This window comes from Methylobacterium tardum, assembly GCF_023546765.1.
Taxonomy (GTDB): Bacteria; Pseudomonadota; Alphaproteobacteria; order Rhizobiales; family Beijerinckiaceae; genus Methylobacterium; species Methylobacterium tardum.
In genome coordinates, this window is sequence record NZ_CP097484.1 from 409,601 (window position 1) to 430,000 (window position 20,400).

Sequence of the window (20,400 nt, forward strand, 5' to 3'; positions counted from 1 at the left end):
CTCATGTCGAAGACCATCCTCGCCCTCGCCACGTCCCTGGTGCTCGCCACGTCCGGCGCGGCGCTGGCCCAGGCACCGCAGACCGGCGGCTCTAACCAGGGCAACGTCAACAAGTCCGGCGCGGTGGGCGGGACCGGGACGATGGAGAGCACCGGCTCCACCGGCACAGGCATGGCGCCCGGCACCAGCGGCGGCCCGCGCGTCAGCACCCCCGGCGCGCCCGCCGGCAGCAGCTCGGGCAACGGGACCACGGGCAGCGGCGCGGCGCCGAGCGGGCGGTAGGCTGCAGGCACCGCACCCGCTCTCCTCCCCCTTGTGGGGAGGAGTTGGAGGCGGGGGTGGGGCAGGATTGAGCGGTGCGGTGCCGTCTGCACCACCCCCACCCCTGACCCCTCCCCACAAGGGGGAGGGAAAAGCGCCCTTCTTTCAAGGCATCAGTGCCAAGCCAAGGTGTGTGAACCCGGTTGCCCGCAGTGAGAGCACCCGTCAGGTCCCCTGCGGGTCATCGTGAACGCGGCCCCTACGCCCCCAGCCCGCCCACGCACAGGTACTTGGTGTTCAGGTAATCCTCGATGCCCTGATACGAGCCCTCGCGGCCGAGGCCGGATTCCTTCACGCCGCCGAAGGGCGCCACCTCGGTGGTGATGATCCCCTCGTTGATCCCGACCATGCCGTATTCCAGCGCCTCCGCGACCCGGAAGGTGCGGCCGAGGTCGCGGGTGTAGAAGTAGCAGGCCAAGCCGTACTCGGTGTCGTTGGCCATGCGGATCGCCTCCGCCTCGTCGCGGAAGCGGAACAGCGGCGCCAGCGGCCCGAAGGTCTCCTCCCGGGCCACCGCCATGGCGGGGGTCGCGCCGGTGATCACCGTCGGCTCGAAGAACTGGCCGCCCAGCGCGTGGCGGTGACCGCCCGCCACCACCCGGCCGCCCTTCTCGACGGCGTCGCGGATATGGGCCTCGGTCTTCTCCACGGCCGCCATGTCGATCAGCGGCCCCTGGGCGACGCCGTCCTCGACGCCGTTGCCGACCTTCAGGCGGTTGGCGGCTTCCGCCATCTTCTCCGCGAAGGCGTCGTAGATCCCGTCCTGCACCAGGAAGCGGTTGGTGCAGATGCAGGTCTGGCCGGAGTTGCGGTACTTGGCGAGCATCGCGCCGGCCACCGCCTTGTCGAGGTCGGCGTCGCCGAACACGATGAACGGCGCGTTGCCGCCGAGCTCCATCGAGACCTTCTTCACCGTGCCTGCTGCCTGCTCCAGCAGCACCTTGCCGACCTCGGTGGAGCCGGTGAACGTGATCTTCTTGACGAGCGGGTTACCGGTCATCTCGGCGCCGATGGCGCGGGCCGAGCCGGTGAGGATTGAGACCGTGCCGGCCGGGAAGCCGGCGCGCTCGCACAGCACGCCCCAGGCGAGGCCCGAGAGCGGCGTCTGCGAGGCGGGCTTGATCACGATCGGGCAGCCGGCGGCCAGAGCCGGAGCGATCTTGCGGGCGATCATCGAAGACGGGAAGTTCCATGGCGTGATCGCCGCCACCACGCCGACCGGCTCCTTGGTGACGAGGATCTTGCGGTCGCCCCAGGGGGAGGGGACCACGTCGCCGTAGACGCGGCGCGCTTCTTCCGCGAACCACAGCACGTAGGCGGCCGACATGGCGACCTCGCCGCGGGACTCGGTCAGCGACTTGCCCTGCTCGGCGGTGAGGATCTGCGCGAGATCCTCCTGATGCTCGGTCACGAGCGCCGCGAGCTTGCGCAGCAGCACGGCGCGCTCGTTGGCGGTCTTGGCGCGCCACGCCGGATAGGCCTCATGCGCCGCCTTGATCGCCTGGCGGGTCTCGTCGGCGCCGGCATTCGGCACCTTGGCGATCAGCGCGCCGGTCGCCGGGTTGGTGACGTCGATGCTGCCGGAACCGGCCTTCGACCATTCGCCGCCGATCAGGCAGGCATCGACCAGCAGGGCGCGGTCCTTCAGGGAGGGGGTCTCGAACTCAGGCATCCAACGGTTCCTTCGGCGGCCGCGGCATGTCGGGCTGGGACATGCCGGGCCGCGGCTTGAGAGGCACGCTCTGGGCCGTATTCCTCGCCTGCGCCTCGGCTTTTGTCTCGAACACATGGGGAGCCAGGTCGCGGCTCGCCAACGAGGCGCCGAGTTTCAATCGCAAGAACGCGCTCGTGGTATACCGGGACGCGGTCTCGTAATAGCGGTTTTCGAGATAGGCGATCGCCGAGAAGTAGGCGTCGCTCACCGTCGGGTCGATCTCGAACCCGTCGTAATTGGCGATCAGGTGGACCTTGCGGCCGATCTCCTGGCAGGCGCGCTCGTATTCGCGGCGCACCAGCTCGACGTCGCCGATGGTCCGGACCTGGAAACCTTCGAGGTTCGAGAACAGGATATTGCGCTCGGGGTCGTAGCTGATCCGTTCCGACAGCGAGAGGCCCAGCAGCCAGGGCTCCAGAGCCATCACGGACTCGCGGAACAGGCGCGGATCCATCGGCTGCGGATCCTGCACGATCGGGGTGAAGCCCATCTGCCCGAGGATGTCGCGCGCGATGTCGATGCCCGGCGCGACCTCGACCAGCTCCATGCCGGCCCGGGTCCGCCGGAACACGCAGCGCTCGGTCACGTAGAGCACCGGCTGACCGCGCTCGGCCGCGTAGGCCCCCGAGAAGGTCACCTGCTCCACCGCGGCGATGAATTTTCGCGAACGGCCCTCGCTGAGGATCCGGATGCCGCCGTCCTCCACCGCCACCTTGAGGCCGTCGGCCGTGAAGGTGCCGGCGAAGACGAGGCTCTTGGCGTTCTGCGAGATGTTGATGAACCCGCCCGCGCCCGCGAGCCGCGTGCCGAACCGGCTGACGTTGACGTTGCCCTCGGCGTCGCACTGGGCGAGCCCCAGGCAGGCGAGATCGAGGCCGCCGCCGTCGTAGAAGTCGAACTGCTGGTTCTGGTGCAGGACGGCGGCCGGGTTGAGGGCGGCGCCGAAATCCAGACCGCCCTGCGGCAGGCCACCGATCACGCCCGGCTCGGCGGTCAGCGTCAGGTATTTCAGCACCCGCTCCTCCGCGGCGACCGCCGCGACGCCCTCGGGCATGCCGATGCCGAGATTGACCACGCCGCCCGGCGGCAACTCGAAGGCGCAGCGCCGGGCGATGACCTTGCGGGTGTCGAGCGCCATCGGGGCGATCCGGTCGAGCGGCACGCGCTGGCGGCCCGTGAAGGCGTGGTTGTAGGGCGTGCCGTAGGTCTGGCGGTGGTTCTCGGGCTGGCTCAGAACCACGCAATCCACCAGCACGCCGGGCACCTGCACCTCGCGCGGGTTGAGGGAGCCGGCCTCGGCCAGCCGCTCCACCTGCGCGATGACGAAGCCGCCCGAGTTCTTCGCCGCCATCGCGGCGGCGAGGTTGTCCAGCGTCAGCGCCTCGCGCTCCATGGTGATGTTGCCGGCCGGGTCAGCCGTGGTGCCGCGGATCAGCGCAACGTTGACCGGGAAGGCCTTGTAGTGGAGCCAGGACTCGCCGCCGAGCTCGACCACGCTGACGAGGTCTTCCTTCGTGACGGCGTTGAGCTTGCCGCCCTCCAGCCGCGGGTCGGCGAAGGTGCGCAGGCCCACCTTGGTGATATGGCCGGGGGTGTGGGCGGCGATCTCCCGGTAGAGGTGCGAGACCACGCCGAGCGGCAGGTTGTAGGCCTCGATCGCGCCCGCCACCGCCATGGCCCCGAGCTTCGGCACGAGCGCCCAGTGACCGCCAACGACGCGACGGACGAGGCCCGGGATCGCCAGGCGGTTGAGGCCGCGCTCCTTGCCGTCACCGGGGGCGGCGGCGAACATCAGGCCGAGCCCGTGCGGGCCGGCGCCGGATTCGAAGCGGCGGGCGAGCGCCAGGATCAGCTCGTCGGGCGTGCCGATCCCGACGAACCCCGACACCGCGACCATGTCGCCGTCCTGCAGGATGGCGGCGGCCTCGTCGGCGCTGACGATCTTGTTCTTCAGGCTGCCCATCGGGTGGTCCTCGGCGCCCGGGACGGGGCTGAGCGCGTCTTCCTCCCCCTCTCTGGCCTACGATGTTCACATATCGATGGCTGCGGCGGTTTCTCCTCCCCCTTGTGGGGAGGAGTTGGAGGTGGGGGTGGTTCAGGATCAAGCGGCGCGGTCCCGTCTGCACCACCCCCACCCCTGGCCCCTCCCCACAAGGGGGAGGGGAAAGGCGCCCTGCTTTCAGAAGGTGAGAGGGCGTCGCGCTGATCAACAACCGTCGAGCCACCATCCTACCCCCGCTGGCCGAGCCAGTCGGCGATGCCGGAGCCCAGCAGCTTCTGTGCCTTGCCGCCGACGAACACGCCGACATGGCCGCCGGGCAGCCCCATCTCGGTGTAGTCGGTGGTGCCGATCTTATCCCTCAGCGCCTGTGAGGTGGCCGGCGGGATGATGTGGTCGTCCTGGGCGAACACGTTCAGCACCGGGCAGGTGATGGCCTTCAGATCCACTCTCCGACCGCCGAGCTCGAAGGCGCTCTGAACCAGCTTGTTGTCTTGGTAGAGGTCCTTCAGCCACTGCTTGGCCGCCTCGCCGGGATGGTCCGGCCGGTCGGCGATCCACTTCTCCATGCGGAGGAAGTTCAGGAACTTCTTCTTGTCGTCGAGGGCGTCGAGCAGGTCGAGGTTGTACTTCGTCATGGTCCGCATCGGCGTCATCATCGAGAACACCGAGCCCATGAAGGCGCCGGGCAGGGAGCCCTGCGCGTCGATCAGCCGGTCGACATCCTCGGGCGTGAGCGAGCGCGTCCAGACGTTGATGAAGCCGTGGCCGGCCCGGTTCTCCCGGGTGTCGGCGTGGAAGTCGATCGGCGTGATGGTCAGCACCATCGCGTTGACGGTCTCGGGGTAGAGCGCCGCGTAGCAGGTGGTGAAGACGCCGCCCTCGCAGATCCCGAGCAGGCTGATCGTCTCCCGCCCGGCCGCCTCCTGGATGAAGGCGACGCACTCGGCGAGGTAGCCGTCCACGTAATCGTCGATGGTGACGTAGCGGTCGGCCCGGCCCGGATTGCCCCAATCGACCACGTAGAGGTCGAGGCCGAGCTTCAGCAGGTTGCGGACGAGCGAGCGGTCCTCCTGCAGGTCGGCCATCGTGTAGCGGCCGATCAAGCCGTAGACGATCAGCACCGGCGGCAGGCCCTTGCTCTCGGCGAGCGGCCGGTAGCGATAGAGGCTGACCTTGTCCTGGCTCCAGACCAGATCCTTCGGCGTGGTGGCGATCTCGACATCCGCGTCGCTGACATCGGCGAACAGCTTGGCGCCCTCGCTGATCCGGCGGCCGAGGGTGCCGACCTCGGCCAGCAGCGCGGCGGGGGTGAGATTCAGCGGCGCGGCCGGCGCCTTCGGGCTTTCCTGATCAGCCATGGGCGTCCTCCCCGACCTGTGAACCACCCGCCTTCGCGACCTTGCCGGCCTGCCGGCGCTCGCGGCGCAGCGCCCGGACCTCCCGGCGCAGCTCGGTCAGGCTCTTGTGCACGTCGTCGAGCTCGGCCCGGGTCGGCTGGCCGTAGAACTCGGACAGGAAGGCCGCGACGTCCTGCTGGGCGAGGCGCAGATCGGTCGAGGCCCGGAGCACGGCCCGCTGGGAGGCCAGGAATTTGTCCGAGCGCTGGACCTCCAGCAGGACCGCGTTGGCGGTCTCGATCCACCGGCTCATCATCTCGCGGGCGGAAGCGAAGCTCTCGCCGTTTTCGGCGCGGGCATTGGCCTCCTGTGCGAAGGTCCCGGCGGCGCGGGTCCAGGCGTCGAGCATGACGGCCTGATGCTCGCTCTGCGCCCGCCGGAGCGTCGCCCAGGCGGTGAACAGGGCCGCGTAGCGCCGCTCAGTCTGCCACAGGTCGGCGAGCTGCGGGCCCTCGGCCATGCGGGTCAGCGCCGCGTCGAACTCGGCCGAGCCGCCGAGCCAGGCCTGCGGATCGAAGATTTTGGCGAGCACCGCCCCGGCGGTCGGGTCCGGCGCGCCGGGGCCGCCCTGGAGGGATTTCGCGAGGGTCTGCGAGAGGTCGGTGGCGGAAGTCCAGGCCTCGGTGAGCTTCGCGTGCGCGGTGGCGAGGCCGGCGACGTCAGGCGTCGGAAAGGTCGGCCAGCCGAAGCCGGGCGCGGTTTGCCCGGCGCCCTGGGTGAAGAAGCCCGTGCCGGCCCGGGTCCAGAACTCGCTCATCGCCCGGAACGCGTCGAACTGGTCCATGCTGGCGTTTCTCCTCACAGCCTCAGGGCTGAAGACTTCGAACCCGCCGTCTTTGCGAGCGGAGCGAAGCAATCCAGCAGCGCCATGTTCAACGACGGCGCGCCGCCCTCGGTCGCTTCGCTGCGCTCGCGATGACGGTGTGGGCTGGACTGATCGGGCGACAGCCCCAGCACCACCGCCGTCGTCATGCTCACGCCGCCGGGAGCGCCTCTCCCAGCGCCTCGGCGTAGATCTTGAAGGCGTCGTCGTAGGTGACCTCGCGCGGGTTGTTCACGAGGAGCCGCGTCTGCTTCATCGCGTCGGAGGCCATGCGCTCCAGGTCCTGCCGGGCGACGCCGACCTCGGCGAGCGAGGCCGGCACCTTGCAGTCGCGGCAGATCGCGTCGAGGCTCTCGGCGAAGCGCTTGGCGGCCTCGGGCTGCGGCAGATCCGCGGCCGCGGGATCGAGGATCGGCGCCAGCTCGGCGTAGAGCGCCTCCGCGTGCGAGAGGTTGAAGCGCATCACCCCCATCAGCACCAGCGCGTTCGAGAGCCCGTGCGGCACGTGGAAGATCGCGCCGACCGGGTAGGCGAGGGCGTGCACCGCCGCCACCGGCGCGTTGGCGAAGGCCATGCCGGCGAGCATCGAGCCGAGCAGCATGCCGGAGCGCGCCTCGAGGTTCTTGCCGTCCGTGCAGGCGGTGCGGATGTTGGCCGAGAGCAGCGCCAGCGCCTGCTTGGCGAGCTGGTCGGAGATCGGGTTCTTCTTATTCTTGCTGGTGAAGGCCTCGATGGCGTGCACCATGGCGTCGATGCCGGTCGCCGCCGTCACGTGGGACGGCAGTCCGAGCGTCAGCTCCGGGTCGAGCACCGCCCAGTCGGGCAAGAGCTTCGGCGCGACGACGCCCTTCTTCTCGGTGGTCGGCGTGGTGACGATCGAGATCGGCGTCACCTCCGAGCCGGTGCCGGCGGTGGTCGGCACGAGGATCAGCGGCAGGCGGTCGCCCTTGGCGAGGCCGACGCCGTAGATCGCGTCGAGCGGCTCGTCGGACTTCGCGAGATAGGCCACGAGCTTGGCGGTATCGAGCGCCGAGCCGCCGCCGATCGACAGGACGAGGTCGGTCCCGAGCTCGCGGGCGCGCTTGGCCGCCGCCTCGATCACCGTAGAGGGCGGGTCGGCGACCACGTCCTCGTAGACGTCGAGGGTGACGCCGGCTTCCGCCAAAGCCGCCTCGGCGGCCTTGGTGAGACCGGCGCTGCGCACGCCCTTGTCGGTGACCAGCAGGACGCGCTTGGCCCCGAAGCTGCCGACGATCTCGGGCAGCTTCCGGGAGGCGCCGGCCTCGAACAGCACGTTCGGCGTGGTCTGGAAGGTGAACGGGTTCATCGCACTGCCCTGTCTTGATCCTGACCCAAAGGCGACGCCGAACTCACTCGGCGGGCTCGAAATCCTTCACCTTGGCGCGCAGCTCGTCGACCAGCACGCGGGTGTTCTCGGAATAGTCGATCGGCACCGCCACGAGGTGGACGCCGCCCGCCGCGAAGGCCCGGTCCAGCGTCGGCACGAGGTCGTTGACCGACTCGACCCGGTGGCCGGTGGCGCCGTACGACTTGGCGTAGAGGACGAAGTCCGGGTTGTTGAAGGTCATGCCGTAATCGGCGAACTTGTCGACCGCCTGCTTCCAGCGGATCATCCCGTAAGCCGAGTCGTCCAGCACCAGCACCACGAGATTGAGCTTGAGCCGGACGGCGGTCTCCATCTCCTGGCTGTTCATCATGAAGCCGCCGTCGCCGCACACCGCCATAACGCGCCGCTTCGGGTAGAGCATCGCCGCCATCATGGCCGAGGGCAGGCCGGCGCCCATCGTGGCCAGCGCGTTGTCGAGGAGCAGCGTGTTGGCGACGTAGGTGCGGTAGTTCCGGGCGAACCAGATCTTGTACATCCCGTTGTCGAGGCAGACGATTCCGTCCTCGGGGATGACCCGGCGCACGTCGCGCACGAGGCGCTGCGGCGTCACCGGGAAGCGGTCCTCACCGGCCCGGTCGCCGATATGGCTGAGGATGTGCTCGCGCAGGTGCAGCAGCGCGCCCGCGTTGGGGAGCTTGCCGTCGAGCTTCTCGGCGAGCAGCTTCAGCGTCGGCCCGAGATCGCCGACCACCTCGGCGTCGGGGTAATAGACCTGCTCCACGTTGGCCGGCATGTAGCTGATGTGCAGGACCTTCTGGTCGGCCTGGCCCATGAAGAAGGGCGGCTTCTCGATCGTGTCGTGGCCGATGGCGATGATCAGGTCGGCCTTGTCGATCGCCTCGTGGACGTAGTCGCGCTCCGAGAGCGCCGCGGTGCCCATGTAGAGGTCGGTCCCGCCCGCGACGGTGCCCTTGCCCATCTGGGTGGTGAAGAACGGGATGCCGGTGCGCTGCACGAAGCCGCCGAGCTCGCCGGTGGCGCGGGGGCGGCTCGCGGCGGCGCCCAGCATGATCAGCGGGCGCTTGGCCTTCAGGATCATCTCCGCCGCGCGCGCGATCGCGGTCGGGTGGGCGACCGGAATGTCGATCGGGTGCGAGGGGACGAGATCCGCCTCGGCCTCTTCTGACGCGATGTCCTCGGGCAGCTCCAGCAGAACCGGGCCGGGCCGCTCCTCGGTGGCGACCCGGAAGGCGTCGCGCACGATGGTGGGGATCGGCGAGGCCGAGACGATCTGGCGGGCCATCTTGGTGATCGGTTTCATCGGCGAGATCACGTCGGCGATCTGGAACTTGGCCTGACGCGAGGACAGGATGCCCTTCTGGCCGGTGATGATGATCATCGGCATGGCGCCGAGATGCGCGTAGGCGGCGCCGGTGGAGAAGTTCAGGGCGCCTGGGCCCAGCGTCGAGAGGCAGACGCCGGGGCGGCCGGTGAGGCGGCCGTGGGTGGCCGCCATGAAGCTCGCCGCCTGCTCGTGGCGGGTCAGGACCAGCTCGATCTTGGAGTTCCGCAGGGATTCGGCGACGTCGAGATTCTCCTCGCCGGGGATGCCGAAGATGCGGTCGACGCCCTCGTTCTCGAGGGCGGCGACGAGGAGATCTGAACCCTTGGGCATGCGACGTCTCGCTGATGCAACGGCGGCCGATCGGGCGTCCGGTCCGGTTCCGGCCCGCTGGTCGCGAGACCGTGAACGGCGCGGGACGACAGACGCCCTCGAATAGTCGAACGGTTAGAGGGCTCACCCGGAGAGTGGTCAAGGCCCGGTCACGGCTGAACAGTCACAGAGCCGGGCAGATGCTATCTGTGCAAGACTGTCGGCATCTCGGAACGCCGCGGCACGGTCAAGGTTGTCCAGCCTGAAGCGGATCGGAAAGTCATGGATCGGGCGGCGAGCAACGGGACTGAACTGCCGCGCGGACAGGCCCAGTCCGCCAGCGGGGCCGATGATCCGGTGCTGGCACCGATTGCGGATTTCCCGCGCATCGACCTGCGGGTCGGCGTCGAGTCCTGGGACAAGCGCCGGCACGCCGGCAAGCAGCTGCGCGGCGAGATTCCCCACGCGGCCCAGGCCGCGCTCGCGTCCGATCCGGACCGTCCCGATCCGGTCGCGCTGATCGAGGCGGCGCACCGGGGACGGCAGCCGCACCTTATTCCGCTGCGCGTCGCCCGGATGGCGACGTCGCCGTTCGCATTCCTGCGCGGGGCCGCCCACGTGATGGCCTGGGACCTTTCGCGCGGGCCGCGCAGCGGCATCGACGTGGTGATGAACGGCGATGCGCACCCCGACAATTTCGGCCTGTTCGGCACGCCGCAGCGCGACATCGTCCTCGACCTCAACGATTTCGGCGAGGTCACGATCGGCCCGTGGGAATGGGACCTGAAGCGTCTCGCCGCCGGCATCGCGGTCGCCACCGCCGATGCCGGCATCCCGGGCAGCGAGCGCCGCGCCGCCGTGAAGGAGGTGGTCGCCGGCTATCAGCACACGATGCGGCGCCTCGCGCCCCAGGGCTCCCTCGACGTTTGGTACCAGACTACGCGGGCCGACACCCCGCATCTCACCGGGATCCGGATGGATGCCGAGGCCCGGGGGGTGGTCCGGCGGGCGGTGGACAAGGCGCGGCGGCGCAACAACCGCAGCCTGCTCGGCCAGCTGGCCGAGCGGCGCACCGACGGCAGCTGGCGCCTGCAGGTGGACCCGCCGATCCTGACGGCCGTGGACGATGCGACGCGGGACGGGATCGTGACGGGGCTGGAGCGCTATGCCGAGACCCTGCCGCGCGAGCGGCGCTTCATGCTCGACCGCTATCACGTCGTCGACGTCGCCCACCGCGTCGTCGGTGTCGGCAGCGTCGGCACCCGGGCCTACGTCGCGCTCCTGTTCGGAAATTCCGACGCGGACGCGCTCTTCCTCCAGGTCAAGGAAGCGGTCCGCCCGGCCCATGCCCCCTACCTGCCGGGCATGCCGGCGCCCTATGCCGGTCACGAGGGCGAGCGCGTGATCTACGGACAGCGCCTGCTCCAGGCCTTGGGCGACCCGCTGCTCGGCTGGACCAGCATCGCGGGCCGGCCCTACTACGTGCGCCAGATGAAGAACCTGAAAGGGGCGATCCCGCTGGCCCGCATGTCCGGCGTCTCGCTCCTGACCTTCGCGTACGCCTACGGGGTGCTCCTCGCCCGGGCCCATGCCCGGACCGGCGACGCGGCGGCGATCACCGGCTATTGCGGCAGCGGCAAGCACCACGACCTCGGCGGCGCGATCGCCGACTGGGCGGCCGCCTACACGGAGCGGAACGCGGCGGATTACGCGCTGTTTCGCGACGCCATCGCGAGCGGGCGCCTGGAGGCGGCCGAGGATCCCTGCCTGTGAGGCGCGCGGTCAAAGCCTGAGGGCCGATAACCGCGGCCCGATCGTCTTTGCGCGCGGAACGAAGCAATCCAGACAGCGCGACGCCGCTCTGCCGGGCGCGGCCCCGCATGACTTCGCTGCGCGCGTGACCACGCTGAGGGCTGCGCTCACCGACGCGTTCGAACGGACATCGTCTCAGAGGACGCCGAAATCTGGCGGCTCGTGAGCCAGCCGGACCAGCAGGTCGCGCAGCCAGCGGTGGGCCGGATCGCGATCGTAGGACGCGTGCCAGAGCATCGAGACCGCCACGTCGTCGAGCTGCACGGGAACCGGGCTGACGCTGAGCGCCAGGGCGCTGGCGAAGGATGTGGCGAGCCGGGCATGCATTGTGGCGATCACCGGCGCGGCGCGGACCAGGAACGGCACGACGAGGAAGCGCGGCGTCGTCACGGCGAGGGTCCGTGACCGGTCGATCAGGGCGAGGGCGTCGTCCACCACCCCGTGCGCAGTCTCGCGCAGGGAGGTCAGGACGTGGGGGAAGCGGAGGTAATCGTCGAGGCCGATCGGCGGCTGGAGCCCGATCAGCGCGGCGTTGAACAGGACCACGTAGCTGTCCCGGTAGAGGAGCCGCTGCTTGTGGTGGATCTGCCCTTCCGAGAACAATCCGATGGCGAGATCGACCCGGTCTGCGTCGAGCTCGTCGAGGATCCGCGCCCGGTCGACGGAGCGGAGCAGCAGCCGGATGCCGGGCGCCTCCCGGCGGAGTTCCGCGATCAGCCGCGGCCCGAGCAGCACCTCGACGCTGTCGGGCAGGCTGACCGTGAAGCTGCGCTCGACGGTCTTCGGATCGAACCGCTCCTCCCGGTGCACCAGCGCCTGGACCTGCCGGAGCGTGGCGCGCAGGGGCTCGGCGATCTTGAGCGCGCGTGGCGTCGGACGCATCCCGTCGGGCGCCCGGGTCAGGAGTTCGTCGTCGAACAGGCGACGGAGGCGAGCGAGGCTCGAGCTCATCGCCGACTGGCCGATGCCGACCCGGGCGGCCGCCCGCGTCACGCTGCGCTCGTCGAGCAGCGCGTCGAGGGCGACGAGCAGGTTCAGGTCGATCCGGGTGAGGTCAATATGGTCGATGGCCACGCGCGTCGCGATCGATGAGGGCTCGGATGCCCGGCATAGCAGACGCACCGGTGCCGCCCCACCTCGTCATCCCGGGGCCGCGCAGCGGAGCCCGGGATCCAGACACGCCGACGCGCCAGGACTTGGCACCACCGGTGTCTCTGGGTTCCGGGCTCGCCTCCGGCGCCCCGGAACGACGGCATGAGGCGCAGGACCGAGTGGGAAGCGTCGCATCACCGCAAGCCGCCCCGTCATCCCGGGGCCGCGCAGCGGAGCCCGGGATCCAGACGCGCCGACGCGCCAGGACTTGGCATCCTCGGCGGCTCTGGGTTCCGGGCTCGCCTGCGGCGCCCCGGAACGACGGTGGGGGAGCGTTACGCACACAGCTACGCCGCGAAGCGCACGCTCCGCCCTTGACAATGTTCCTATTTTGTGCTCATTAGCCGCCACCTGCCCACGGCGGCCCGGGCGCGATCCCGGAGCGTCCTTCGGGGGCCCGCCCGGTGGCTGACCGGGCGGGTTCGTGGCGCGGGGCGGTGCCCGCGTCGGTGGCTCTCAGCCGCCATCGCCCCGGGCGGCGTGCCGGTACGGGGCGTGTCTCGGTGGCGGGCGTGAGACCGGGCGGCAGTCTGCCCGGCGGGGGCCGAAACGCCCTCGCGCCGACCCGCCACTGGGCCGACCCTACGCACCCTGCGGATCCGCCCACTACGAGGCGGGCACACGGCTGGAAGGCCCGTGCACTGATAGCGGGTTCCGGAGGTTCGCCTCGCCTGAGACCGCTTGGCAGGCACCGCGCAGGACCGGGGCGCCGCAAGACACCGCGACGAGAAAGACGGCACCGGCCGGGGACCATGCCCGGTCGATGCCGCGGGCGCCGCGGGGATCGGATCCCGCGCGTTGACTGGCCGACACCTGGGTTCCCGCGGCGTCCCGCGTCCCGCGTGTTCGTCTCTTGGGCCATGCCCCCGGCGCCAACCGCGCGCGGGGATGATCGCGCATGGCGGGAGCGGCACCTCGCTGCCGGTTCCATCCCGCGCCGTCATTCCGGGGCGCCGCAGGCGAGCCCGGACCCAAAGGGGCACGCCGCAGGCGGGCAACCCAGAGCCGCCGGTGGTACCTGGTCCTGGGGCCTCGGCGTGTCTGGATCCCGGGCTCCGTTGCGCGGCCCCGGGATGACGGAGGAAATTCATACGGCGCCTCCCTGCCGGTCACGCCCCCGCGCCGTCATTCCGGGGCGCCGGAGGCGAGCCCGGACCCAAAGGGGCACGCCGCAGACGGGCAACCCAGAGCCGCTGTTGGTGCCATGTCTTGGCGCCTCGGCGTGTCTGGATCCCGGGCTCCGCCGCGCGGCCCCGGGATGACGGAGCGGAGGGCGCGCGGTGACGATGAGGCGTGCCGGCGGGCGGCTCGGGCCCTCCGACGGACGGGTCTTGCCGGCCCACTCACAAGGGCATCACGCCGGAACCGGCTCGCGCGGCTCGGTGTGGTCGAACAGCCGGGGCGGCGCGATCTCGTCCCGGGCGCCCATCCGCTGGACGAGGTGGTCGGCCACCCGCAGGGCGTTGGCAATGATCGTCAGGGTCGGGTTCACGGCGCCGATCGACGGGAAGAAGCTCGCGTCGGTCACGTAGAGATTGTCGAGTTCGTGCGCCTTGCAGTTGCGGTCGAGCACGGAGTTCGCGGGATCGTCGCCGAATCTGAGCGTTCCGGCTTGGTGCGCGGTGCCGCCGATCGGGACGTTCTTGCCGAGATAGAGCGAGCGGTCGAACAGGTGCGGATGGATGTCGGTGAAGGCGCAGATCTCCTGCAGCTTGTGCCGCAGCCGCTTGTGCGCCTCGACGTTCGTCTCGGTGAGATCGAGATGGACCTTGCCGTCCCGGTAGTAGATCCGGTTCTGAGCCAGAGGAATGTCTTCCGAGGTCAGCCAGAAATCCACCGAATGCTTGGCGATCCAGTCGAAGGGCTTGTTGGGAAACCATTGCAGGAAGCCCGGCAGGCCCTCGCCATGGATCTGAGCCCCGTCGGACTTGCCGACCATCTGGATGTGCCCGAGCGGGAAATCCCACCCATCCTTCGGATCCGGGTCGCCGAAATAGAAGTCGTTGAGCCCGAGGGTCTTCTGGAACCGGGTCGGGTTCGGCGTCTTCGAGATCGCCAGCACCGTCGAATTGTTGTGGCGCATGTAGTTGCGGCCGACTTGGTCCGAGCCATTGGCCAGGCCGTTCGGGTGCCGGTCGCTCGCCGAGCGCAGCAGCAGCAGGGCCGAGGAGAGCGCGCCGCAGGCCACCACGACGATGTCGGCGGAGGCCTCGAAGGGATCGCCGTCACGGGTGCCGACGACACCGGTCACCGTGCGGCCCGCGGCGTCCGTGACGAGACGCTCGATATAGGTGCGGGTGAGGAGCGTGAGGTTCGGGCAGTCCCGCAGGGCGGGGTCGACCACCATGGTCTGCGCATCCGACTTGCCGTTGGTCGGGCAGGGGAAGCCGTCGAAGGATTCGCACTTGATGCAGGGCGAGGTCGAGACCGCCCGCCCGTCCTTCTCGGCGAGCCGCACGCCCACCGGCAGGTGGAACGGGTGATGGCCGGCCTGCTTGAGATTGTCGAACAGCTCTTGGATCCGCGGCTCGTGCGAGACCGGCGGATGGGCGTAGGGCTTGTTCGACCACGGCTCGGTGGGATCCTCACCGCGCAGGCCGTGGACGTGGAACAGTTCCTCCGCGGCCTGATAATACGGCTCGAATTCGTCGTAGCCCACCGGCCAGGCCGGCGCGATGCCGTCCTGATGGCGGATCTCGGCGAAGTCCTTCTCGCGCAGCCGGAACAGGACCGAGCCGTAGAACTTCGAGTTCCCGCCGACGTAGTAGTGCAGCCCCGGATGGAAGCTGCTGCCGTCCGAGGAGTACCACGTCTCCTTGGCCTGGTAGTAACCGTCGGCGATCACGGCCTGGCTGTCCCAGTTCCGCGGCTCGCGCAGGAGATAGTCGCCGCGCTCGATCAGCAGGATGCGCTTGCCGGTCTGGGCCAGGCGCCACGCCATCGTCCCGCCGCCCGGGCCGGACCCGACGATGATGACGTCATAATGCTCGCCGGGCATGTGCGGTCTCCGTCCGGGCCTTTGTCTTGGCCTTTGTCCTGGCCTTGGTCTTGGCAGGCAACTCGCGAGCCGCTGTTCGGATCGCGCCGTGGCGACGTTTCCGGCAGATACGCCCGAGCCGCGGCCGGTCGAGGGCGGCCGTGCCGCTCCAGGCGCGCACCGCCCCGCATTCGGCGAATGCCGCAACAGCCGGTTAAGCGCCTTTCCCAACTCCGCCTTCAGCTTCGCCTGCGATCCTGCACCGAACCGGCCTGCCGCCGGGGAGGCACGGATGATCAAGGATATCGCGCTGGTCCTGGCACTCCTGATCGCCGCGATCCTGGCCCTGGGACGCTGGCGGGGGCGCGGTGTGCCCGCCGACGAGAACGAGGCCGAGCGGATGCACGACCGCCTCTGGCGGATCAGCGAGAGCGAGGACCGCTATCGTGCCCTGGTCGCGGCGACCACGGAGGTCATCGTCCAGCGGGATGCGAGCGGCCGGATCACCTACGCCAACGAGGATTTCGCCCGGCTTCTCGGCCGCGAGCCGATCACGCTGCTCGGCTCGCAGATCGACTTGGAGATCCTGGAGCGCGGCGCGGTCGAGATCGGGGAGGACGGCGTGCGCCGCATGGAGGCGCAGGTCCGCTCGGTCGACGGACGGGTCCGCTGGTTCGCCTTCGTGGAGATGCCGGTGGCGCACGGCGACGCGATGCACTGGCTGCGCGCCGGCCGGGACGTGACGGCACGCGTCGAGGCGATCCGCAGCCGCGATGCCGCCCTGGAGAAGGCCGAGGCGGCGAGCGTCGCGAAATCGCGCTTCCTGGCCACCATCAGCCACGAGATGCGCACGCCGCTCAACGGCATCCTGGGAATGGCCGATCTCGTCCTCGGGACCGATCTCAATCCGGAACAGCGCACCTATGTCGAGGCCGTGCGGACCAGCGGACAGGCGCTGCTCGGCCTGATCGACGGCGTGCTCGACTTCTCCCGCATCGAGGCCGGCCGTCTCGATCTCGCGGCCGAGCCCTTCGACCTGCCGGCGCTCGCCGAGGGCGTGGTCGAGCTGCTGGCGCCCCGCGCCCAGGACAAGGGTATCGAGATCGCCCTCGACGTCGCCGAGGACGTGCCCCTGAGCCTGCTGGGCGACGCCGACCGGGTGCGGCAGATCCTGATCAACCTCGCCGGCAACGCCATCAAATTCACGGAACGCGGCGGCGTCGGCGTGAGCCTGACCTTCACGCGCTCCGAGGCGGGTGACGGGGAAGTGGTGATCGCGGTCTCGGATACCGGTCCGGGCATTCCGGAAGATCGGCTGCCGATCCTGTTCGAGGAGTTCGAGCAGGGTGATGGCAGCGCCAGCCGCAGCCACGAGGGGACCGGGCTGGGTCTCGCCATCACCCGGCGTCTTGTGACCCGGATGTGCGGACGCGTCGAGGCGGAATCGCGGGTGGGACGCGGCTCGATCTTCCGGGTGGCGCTGCCGCTGCCGGACGCCCGCGGCGGCCAGCGGCGGAGGCGTGGTCCCGCAGTGCGCCTGAACGCCCAGCGCTGCCTGATCGTCGCCGATTCACCCTACCAGGCTCCCTATCTCGCGCGCAGCCTGTCCCGGGCCGGGGCCGCGGCCGTCATCGTGGACAGCCTGGAATCCGGCCTCGACGCCCTGTCCGGGGCGGCCTTCGACGTCGTGCTGGCGGACCGGGCGCTCGGGGACGCGGCGGTGCGGCAGATCGCCGACGCCGCGCGCGCCTGCGGCGTGCGCTGCAGCCTCGTGCTGCTGTCGCCCTTCGACCGGCGCGGCTTCGGTGCGCCGGGCGCCTCGGGCTTCGACGGCTACCTGATCAAGCCTGTCCGGGCGCGGTCCCTGTTCGAGCGCCTGCTCGCGCTTCCCGCCTCGTCGGAGACCGCCACGGCGCCCGCCGCGCCGGCCCTGCGGTCCGGTGCCGGCCTGCGAGTCCTGCTGGCCGAAGACAACCCGATCAACGCGCTCCTGGCGACCCGTGCGCTCGAGCGGCTCGGAGCCGAGGTCGTTCACGCGGTGGACGGCGTGCAGGCGCTGGAAAGGCTGACCGCCGACGGGCCGTTCGATCTCGCGCTGATCGATGTGCGGATGCCGCGCCTCGACGGCCACGAAACCGCCCGCCGGATCCGTGCCGCCGAATGCGAATCGCCCGACACCCATCGGCTCCATCTCGTCGCGCTCACGGCGAATGCCGACCCGGAGGACGAGCGCGCCGCCCGAGAAGCGGGCTTCGACGGCTTCCTGGCCAAGCCGCTCAACGTGAAACTGCTTCCGGCTCTCCTGGAACGCCGGACGGCGCGCGCGGCCTGACGGGTGCCGCGTTGACAGCGGGGCACGCACCGCGCCAACAGGATCTCCATGTCGACAGCCACCGCCCCGTCGCCCGCACCGCGCTCATCGAGCGGCGCGCTCGCCGCATGGGGAACGGCGATTCTCGTGATCGCGACCGTGCTGCTCGGCGCGCTGCTGCCCGCCCGGCACGCACCGGCGCCGCGCTCAGCCGCCGAGGATCCGGCCTGCCTCGAATGGAGCGACGGCTGCACGGTCTGCCAGCGACTCCCGGAGGGGCCGGCCTGCTCGCTTCCCGGGGTCGCCTGCCAGCCCGCCACTCCGCATTGCCTGCGCCATCAAGACGGGTGAGGTCCGGAACGCCGCTCCTTCGTTTCGCACCGAGCCCGAACGGGCGCCTCCATCTCGGCCACGCCTATTCGGCGCTGCTCAACGCCGATCTCGCTGCCAGGATGGGCGGCGTGTGCCGCCTGCGGATCGAGGACATCGATCCGCAGCGCTCGAAGCCCGAGCTGATCGCGGCGATCGTCGAAGACCTCGCCTGGCTCGGGCTGACCTACCCGGAGCCGGTGCGGCGTCAGTCGCAACATATGGGGTCCTACAAGGCCGCGCTCGATCGCCTGATCGCGGGAGGCTTCGCCTATCCCTGTTTCTGCTCGCGCGGGCAGATCCGGGCCCGGGTCGCGGCCGGCAGCGCGACCGCGTGCGATCCGGACGGCGTTCCGCTTTATCCCGGAACCTGCCGCACGCTCGAAGCCGGACAGGTGGCCGACCGCCTCGCCCGCGGCGAGCCGCATACCTGGCGCCTCGACATGGCGGCCGCGCTGCGGAAAGCCCCCGGCCCCTATGCCTACTGCGCCTTCGATGAGGCCGGCGCTTATCAGGTCACCGCCGAACCGGCCCGCTGGGGTGATGCGGTCATCGCGCGGCGCGACGTGCCGACGAGCTATCATCTGTCGGTGGTCCACGACGATGCGGAGGAGGGGGTCACCCACGTCGTCCGCGGCCGCGACTTGGAGGCTGCCACCGATCTCCACGTGCTGCTGCAGCGCCTGCTCGGTCTTCCCGTGCTGCGCTATCGGCATCACCCACTGCTTCTCGACCCCGCCGGGGAGAAGCTCGCCAAGTCGCGCGGCTCGCAATCCCTCGCGGACCTCCGCGCCGCGGGGGTGACTCCCGGTGTTATCCGCGCACGGCTCGGCTTCACCTGATCCGAGCGCGACGGCTCAGCGCACCACCGCGTCGCGCTGGGCGAGTGCCGTGGCGCTCTTGGACTTCTGCATGGTCGCGTCGATCTGCTCGCGCTGACGCTTGAACTCGGCGAGCAGCCGCCCGTCGAGCTCGCGGCCGCGCGGCACGCGGATCTTCATCGGGTCCACGAAATGGCCGTTGATGATCACCTCGTAGTGAAGATGCGCGCCGGTCGACAGGCCGGTGGAGCCGACATAGCCGACGATCTGCCCTTGCCGAACTTTGACGCCCTCACGGATGCCGCGGCCGAACCGGGACATGTGGTTATAGGTGGTGACGTAACCGTTGACGTGCTGCAGCTCGACCCGATTCCCGTAGCCGGAGGTCATCTCGGCGCGGATCACCACGCCGTTGCCCGCCGCCATGATCGGGGTGCCGATGGGATTTGACCAGTCGACACCGGTGTGCAGCTTGGCGTAGCCGAGTACAGGATGGCGGCGGTAGCCGAAGCCCGAGCGCATGATCCCGTCCGCGATCGGTTTGCGCAGCAGGAACTTCTTCAGGGAGCGCCCCTGATCGTCGAGATAGTCGATGGTGCCGTCATCCGGGGACTGGAAGCGATAGACCTTGCGGGTCTCGCCGCCCAGCGTCAGCGCCGCATAGAGCAGGTCCGGCCGGTCTGCGCTCGCCTCGTCGTCGTAGGTGTAGAACACGTCGAGCCCGTCGCCGCTGGCGATCCGGCGTTGGAAATCCAGGTCGTAGCTGAACACCCGGACGATATCCTCGACGGTGGCGCGGGGCAGGTCGTGGCGCGCCGCGGTCTCGTAGAGGCTCTGATAGAGACGGGGTCCGGAGCCCGAATCCTCATCCTCATCCTCGCCGGCCTCCGCCTGGGGCTGCGGCTTCGCGGCGGGGGCTTCCTCGACGGGCGGCGCCACCGAGACGAAGGCGCCCCGGTCGTTGAGGGCGGCGATCGCCTCGATGCCGTTCTCTCCGTAGAGCACCACACGTGTGACCTGGCGCGGATCGCCGGGATGGGAGCCGGGGGCGATCTGCACGCGCATCGCCTGGCCTTCGTTGAGAGCAGCGGTCTTCGCCCTGCCGCCAAGGGCCGCGACCACGCCGCGGATCGCCTCATCGCCTGCGAAGCCCGTAGCCTTGAGCGTGCTCTCGAGGGTCTCGCCGCGCTTGAGGGCGAGGTCGCGCTCCTCCACCAGCGGCACTTCGTTCGGCTTCAGCTCGGTCTTGGCGACCTTGGTGACGTTCTCGGGGACGACCAGGACCTCGATGGACTTGAACGGATTCGCCTCCTTCGATGCCGCCCCGTCGCCGTCGGCGGATCCGCCCTGCTGCAGGGTTCGCGACAGCATGATCTGCGGGGCGATCGGGATGGCGGCGCGGCGCCCGGCCTCCGCGGCGATGCGGCGCTCCTCCTCGACCTGGGCGGTGACGTCGTCGTCGGTGAGCGCGGGCGCGCTGGCCTCGATCGCCGCCTCGCCGAGATCGCGTTTGACCACGGTGACCTCCGCGCTCGGCGCGTCCGCCGCGGCGTCGGGCGCGCGCTCAAGCGGCTCGTCGGAGACGAACTTCATCGGGTCGAAGCGAGGCGGCTCCGCAGCATAGACCCCGGTGGTCATGGACAAAGGCGTGCTGAGCCGGACAAAGGCCTTCGCCTTGATGATCTCGCGATCCCCGAGA

15 protein-coding genes (1 of these 15 running past the window's edge) are annotated in these 20,400 nt (G+C 70.1%); 5 read left to right on the plus strand and 10 right to left on the minus strand.

All coding sequences use genetic code 11. The features are described from left to right. Positions 1-3: 3 nt before the first annotated feature. Positions 4-282, plus strand: coding sequence for a hypothetical protein (locus M6G65_RS01995; RefSeq protein WP_238199715.1), 279 nt, complete (start codon positions 4-6; stop codon positions 280-282). A gap of 238 nt (positions 283-520) precedes the next feature. Here the strand turns inward: M6G65_RS01995 and M6G65_RS02000 are convergent, their stop codons facing one another. The 7 genes from M6G65_RS02000 to M6G65_RS02030 all read right to left on the minus strand — a co-directional run bounded on the left by M6G65_RS02000 (position 521) and on the right by M6G65_RS02030 (position 9,280). Then, positions 521-1,993 carry an NAD-dependent succinate-semialdehyde dehydrogenase gene (locus tag M6G65_RS02000; protein WP_250103498.1) on the minus strand — a complete coding sequence of 491 codons (1,473 nt, stop codon included), beginning with the start codon at positions 1,991-1,993 and terminating at the stop codon, positions 521-523. Next, positions 1,986-3,998: an acyl CoA:acetate/3-ketoacid CoA transferase gene (locus M6G65_RS02005; protein ID WP_250103499.1), complete on the minus strand. Its 2,013-nt coding sequence runs from the start codon at positions 3,996-3,998 to the stop codon at positions 1,986-1,988. The genes M6G65_RS02000 and M6G65_RS02005 overlap by 8 nt, the downstream gene beginning before the upstream one ends. A 266-nt stretch (positions 3,999-4,264) precedes the next feature. Then, positions 4,265-5,395 (minus strand): class III poly(R)-hydroxyalkanoic acid synthase subunit PhaC, encoded by a 1,131-nt coding sequence (phaC, locus tag M6G65_RS02010; protein WP_238199712.1) that lies wholly within the window; start codon positions 5,393-5,395, stop codon positions 4,265-4,267. After that, on the minus strand, positions 5,388-6,218 hold the full coding sequence (locus tag M6G65_RS02015) for a poly(R)-hydroxyalkanoic acid synthase subunit PhaE (RefSeq protein ID WP_238199711.1): 831 nt from the start codon (positions 6,216-6,218) through the stop codon (positions 5,388-5,390). Before M6G65_RS02015 ends, phaC begins: the two co-directional genes overlap by 8 nt. A 14-nt stretch (positions 6,219-6,232) precedes the next feature. Further along, entirely contained in the window at positions 6,233-6,412 is a 180-nt protein-coding gene (locus M6G65_RS02020; RefSeq protein WP_238199710.1) for a hypothetical protein, read from the minus strand. After that, entirely contained in the window at positions 6,409-7,584 is a 1,176-nt protein-coding gene (locus M6G65_RS02025; protein ID WP_250103500.1) for an iron-containing alcohol dehydrogenase, read from the minus strand. Before M6G65_RS02025 ends, M6G65_RS02020 begins: the two co-directional genes overlap by 4 nt. 43 nt (positions 7,585-7,627) lie before the next feature. Further along, positions 7,628-9,280: an acetolactate synthase large subunit gene (locus M6G65_RS02030; RefSeq protein ID WP_250103501.1), complete on the minus strand. Its 1,653-nt coding sequence runs from the start codon at positions 9,278-9,280 to the stop codon at positions 7,628-7,630. Positions 9,281-9,616: 336 nt separating this feature from the next. Here M6G65_RS02030 and M6G65_RS02035 point away from each other — a divergent pair, with 336 nt between their 5' ends. Then, positions 9,617-11,032 (plus strand): DUF2252 domain-containing protein, encoded by a 1,416-nt coding sequence (locus M6G65_RS02035; protein WP_250103502.1) that lies wholly within the window; start codon positions 9,617-9,619, stop codon positions 11,030-11,032. A gap of 174 nt (positions 11,033-11,206) precedes the next feature. Here M6G65_RS02035 and M6G65_RS02040 read toward each other — a convergent pair whose 3' ends face one another. Both M6G65_RS02040 and M6G65_RS02045 read right to left on the minus strand, forming a co-directional pair. Continuing rightward, complete coding sequence (locus tag M6G65_RS02040; protein WP_238199705.1) at positions 11,207-12,145, minus strand: LysR family transcriptional regulator; 939 nt, start codon at positions 12,143-12,145, stop codon at positions 11,207-11,209. Positions 12,146-13,577: 1,432 nt separating this feature from the next. Beyond that, a complete protein-coding gene (locus tag M6G65_RS02045) occupies positions 13,578-15,221 on the minus strand; it encodes a GMC oxidoreductase (RefSeq protein WP_250103503.1) in 1,644 nt (547 codons plus the stop codon). Between the two features lie 271 nt (positions 15,222-15,492). On the opposite strand from M6G65_RS02045, the gene M6G65_RS02050 reads away from it, so the two are divergent. From M6G65_RS02050 to gluQRS, 3 genes are read left to right on the plus strand one after another with little or no spacing between them, the layout of a single operon-like run. Continuing rightward, a complete protein-coding gene (locus tag M6G65_RS02050; RefSeq protein ID WP_238200179.1) occupies positions 15,493-17,532 on the plus strand; it encodes an ATP-binding protein in 2,040 nt (679 codons plus the stop codon). 48 nt (positions 17,533-17,580) lie between these two features. Beyond that, positions 17,581-17,862 carry a hypothetical protein gene (locus tag M6G65_RS02055; RefSeq protein WP_238200180.1) on the plus strand — a complete coding sequence of 94 codons (282 nt, stop codon included), beginning with the start codon at positions 17,581-17,583 and terminating at the stop codon, positions 17,860-17,862. Beyond that, a complete protein-coding gene (gene gluQRS, locus M6G65_RS02060) occupies positions 17,859-18,722 on the plus strand; it encodes a tRNA glutamyl-Q(34) synthetase GluQRS (RefSeq protein WP_238200181.1) in 864 nt (287 codons plus the stop codon). Before M6G65_RS02055 ends, gluQRS begins: the two co-directional genes overlap by 4 nt. 15 nt (positions 18,723-18,737) lie before the next feature. Here gluQRS and M6G65_RS02065 read toward each other — a convergent pair whose 3' ends face one another. Next, positions 18,738-20,400 carry the 3' portion of a M23 family metallopeptidase gene (locus M6G65_RS02065; RefSeq protein ID WP_238200182.1) on the minus strand. It continues 362 nt past the right edge of the window, so 1,663 of the gene's 2,025 nt are visible here — the last part of the coding sequence; the start codon falls outside the window, past its right edge; the stop codon is at positions 18,738-18,740.

What these genes read in the sequence shown, in the direction of transcription:
- M6G65_RS01995 (WP_238199715.1), top strand. Translation starts at nt 4, where the DNA reads ATGTCGAAGACCATCCTCGCCCTCGCCACGTCCCTGGTGCTCGCCACG.
- M6G65_RS02000 (WP_250103498.1), bottom strand. Translation starts at nt 1,993, where the DNA reads ATGCCTGAGTTCGAGACCCCCTCCCTGAAGGACCGCGCCCTGCTGGTC.
- M6G65_RS02005 (WP_250103499.1), bottom strand. Translation starts at nt 3,998, where the DNA reads ATGGGCAGCCTGAAGAACAAGATCGTCAGCGCCGACGAGGCCGCCGCC.
- phaC (WP_238199712.1), bottom strand. Translation starts at nt 5,395, where the DNA reads ATGGCTGATCAGGAAAGCCCGAAGGCGCCGGCCGCGCCGCTGAATCTC.
- M6G65_RS02015 (WP_238199711.1), bottom strand. Translation starts at nt 6,218, where the DNA reads ATGGACCAGTTCGACGCGTTCCGGGCGATGAGCGAGTTCTGGACCCGG.
- M6G65_RS02025 (WP_250103500.1), bottom strand. Translation starts at nt 7,584, where the DNA reads ATGAACCCGTTCACCTTCCAGACCACGCCGAACGTGCTGTTCGAGGCC.
- M6G65_RS02030 (WP_250103501.1), bottom strand. Translation starts at nt 9,280, where the DNA reads ATGCCCAAGGGTTCAGATCTCCTCGTCGCCGCCCTCGAGAACGAGGGC.
- M6G65_RS02045 (WP_250103503.1), bottom strand. Translation starts at nt 15,221, where the DNA reads ATGCCCGGCGAGCATTATGACGTCATCATCGTCGGGTCCGGCCCGGGC.
- M6G65_RS02050 (WP_238200179.1), top strand. Translation starts at nt 15,493, where the DNA reads ATGATCAAGGATATCGCGCTGGTCCTGGCACTCCTGATCGCCGCGATC.
- M6G65_RS02055 (WP_238200180.1), top strand. Translation starts at nt 17,581, where the DNA reads ATGTCGACAGCCACCGCCCCGTCGCCCGCACCGCGCTCATCGAGCGGC.